The sequence below is a fragment of the Sporosarcina sp. NCCP-2331 genome, assembly GCF_023707945.1.
In the GTDB taxonomy this organism is placed as follows: Bacteria; Bacillota; Bacilli; order Bacillales_A; family Planococcaceae; genus Sporosarcina; species Sporosarcina cascadiensis.
Genome location: NZ_BRCD01000067.1, coordinates 1 through 1,904 on the forward strand (window position 1 = coordinate 1; position 1,904 = coordinate 1,904).

Below are 1,904 nucleotides of genomic sequence, written 5' to 3' on the forward strand. Positions count from 1 at the left end.
TGTTGACAAACAGAAGACTTATTTGGATTGGAGACAGAGCAATGGAATTCGTAACGTACACGGACCCACAGCAATTTTCATTGAAAGCAAAACCTATTTTGACACAGCACGAAGATACTTTCAGCCTGTTCTACGGCATAATGGAAGCGATCAAAGCCGGCAGTTATGACAATCCGTTTATGGCGGCTGTAGAAGAGGATGGAGAAATTGCCGCCCTGCTGCAGATGACGCCGCCTTATCCGCTGAATATAATCGTCAACCATCCAGAAAAGGCGGATGAAATTTTGGGACAGACAGTACGATTGCTCGCTGAACAATCCATTTCCATCCCGACGGTGATCAGCAGAAAAGAGTGGGCGATTTCATTCGCAGAGAAGTGGAAGGCGGAGACAGGCCGCGGCTTTCAAGTAGAAATTGATGAGGGTGTGTACCGGCTTGATGCGGTTAATTCGGCGCTGGAAGACAGTCCGGGAAATTGGCGGCTGGCGACGAAAAAAGACGCGCTGCGGATTGCGGCCTGGCTGATGCTGTTTGAGAAAGAGGCTGGATTGCCGTTGACCCCTAAGGACGCGGTGCGTGAGGAAGTCGCCTCGTTCATCGACAGGCAGGAAGTATTCGTTTGGGAGAATGAAGGGAAAGTTGTCTCGATGATGAAAAAAGCACGTCCAACCGAGCGCGGAGTCACTGTTTCGATGGTTTTCACACCTAGGCAGGAACGCAGAAAAGGCTATGGCCGGACGATGGTCGCAAAGGTTTCTGAGGAACTGATGAAGGAATTTCAATTCTGCTTACTGTTTACGGACCTGGCAAACGCCACAGCGAATAAAATCTATCAGGAAATCGGCTATATGCAGATTGCGGATTTTGCGGTGGTGGAGTTGGACTGAAGTAATTGTGGTGCCTGTGTGTGACACACAGGCACGCGATACGGTATAATATAAGGTAAGATTGTACTGATAAAGGAGTTGTTTACATGAAGGCATTGAATCTGGAATCAAAAGAATTTAGAAGAGTAATGCATAATCTTCATCTGGAAAACTTAAGTCTTTCTCCTGAAGTACAGGAAAAAGTATTAGAGCTCGTAAATACAAAGACCTTAATTACCCCTAATTTAATTAAGGATATATTGCGACATGGGAAAGTATAATGAAAAAGAAAATGATGATTATCTATTAAAATATAATTTATTGGGGATTGATTCCCGTGAAGAACTTGAAAGAGCAGAAGCATTGGCATTTTCTCTCCGTGCAATGGCGCTAGAACAAAACGACTTTATATTTGGATCATTTACCTTGAAAGAGTTTCATGACCTGCATTATTACCTATTTCAAGATATCTATCCGTTTGCAGGAAAATTTAGGGATGTTCAGCTTATGAAAGGCGCTACTCGTTTCTGCCAAGTTCAATTTTTGAATAGCTATGCAAGTGACTTGTTTATGGAGTTAAATGAAGAGCCTCTCTGGAATTCATTGAATGAAGCTGCGGATCGTTTAGCATATTTTAAGACAGAATTAAATATGTTGCATCCTTTTCGTGAAGGAAATGGCAGGACTATCCGGATTTTCCTATATGCTTACGCAATGGATCGAGGAATTGAGTGGGCGTATGAAACACTGGAGAGGGAAAAGTATATACAGGCAATGATTCAATCTGTTACTGATCTAAAGCTGCTAAAAGAATTGTTTTTAGAAACGATTCAATATATTGGGGAATATAACGGGCACTGATCATTTACACAGATTAGTGCCCGTAGTTCATATAGGGGGGGAATTGGCATAATTAAGGTGCCTGTGCGCCGCGCAATTCAGACACTATTCCGAATTGTTCCGAAGTTGTTTTGCGCACAGGCACCATTATGGCTTACAGTCATACCTTTAATTCCGTAAAACTAATTAGGGTGCCTG

3 protein-coding genes are annotated in these 1,904 nt (G+C 43.1%); all 3 read left to right on the forward strand.

The window, feature by feature from the left end; all coding sequences use genetic code 11:
- Nucleotides 1-887 (forward strand): GNAT family N-acetyltransferase (locus NCCP2331_RS18160; RefSeq protein WP_309296382.1); only part of this gene is annotated, 887 nt, incomplete at its 5' end.
- 86 nt (nucleotides 888-973) lie between these two features.
- The gene (locus tag NCCP2331_RS18165; RefSeq protein ID WP_153723049.1) at nucleotides 974-1,147 is read left to right on the forward strand and encodes a Zn-dependent hydrolase; all 174 of its coding nucleotides are present in this window, start codon (nucleotides 974-976) and stop codon (nucleotides 1,145-1,147) included.
- A complete protein-coding gene (locus NCCP2331_RS18170; protein ID WP_153723048.1) occupies nucleotides 1,134-1,727 on the forward strand; it encodes a Fic/DOC family protein in 594 nt (197 codons plus the stop codon). Before NCCP2331_RS18165 ends, NCCP2331_RS18170 begins: the two co-directional genes overlap by 14 nt.
- The last annotated feature ends 177 nt before the right edge of the window (nucleotides 1,728-1,904 follow it).

Coding starts and splice junctions, on each gene's coding strand:
- NCCP2331_RS18165 (WP_153723049.1), top strand. CDS start 974: ATGAAGGCATTGAATCTGGAATCAAAAGAATTTAGAAGAGTAATGCAT.
- NCCP2331_RS18170 (WP_153723048.1), top strand. CDS start 1,134: ATGGGAAAGTATAATGAAAAAGAAAATGATGATTATCTATTAAAATAT.